This window comes from Companilactobacillus futsaii JCM 17355, from assembly GCF_001435505.1.
Taxonomy (GTDB): Bacteria; Bacillota; Bacilli; order Lactobacillales; family Lactobacillaceae; genus Companilactobacillus; species Companilactobacillus futsaii.
The window spans coordinates 1-267 of sequence record NZ_AZDO01000060.1 but is presented as its reverse complement, the minus strand read 5'-3'; the positions used below and the strand labels follow the sequence as shown (position 1 = coordinate 267).

General features: G+C 33.0%; 1 protein-coding gene. It reads right to left on the bottom strand.

All coding sequences use genetic code 11. The features are described from left to right. Nucleotides 1-3: 3 nt before the first annotated feature. A partial coding sequence (locus FC88_RS05545) for an IS30 family transposase (protein WP_157060431.1) occupies nt 4-267 on the bottom strand: 264 nt, incomplete at its 5' end.

Sequence of the window (267 nt, the reverse complement as noted above, 5' to 3'; positions counted from 1 at the left end):
TTTTTAAAACTTAATATTTTCCATAAAGACCTCTAATGGAGTTCTCCAATTCAAACATTTTAATGGCATGGTGTTCAATAAAATATTTATTTGAAATAATTCTTCGTCATCAATTTCTTCAATAAGACGTCCCTTAGGTATAAATCTACGCAATACTCGGTTACGTTGCTCGTTTGTTCCTCGCTCATGCGGTGAATATGCATGAGCGAAATAAACAGGAATATTTGCTTGAGATTCAATACGACTATATTGAGAGAATTCCTTTCC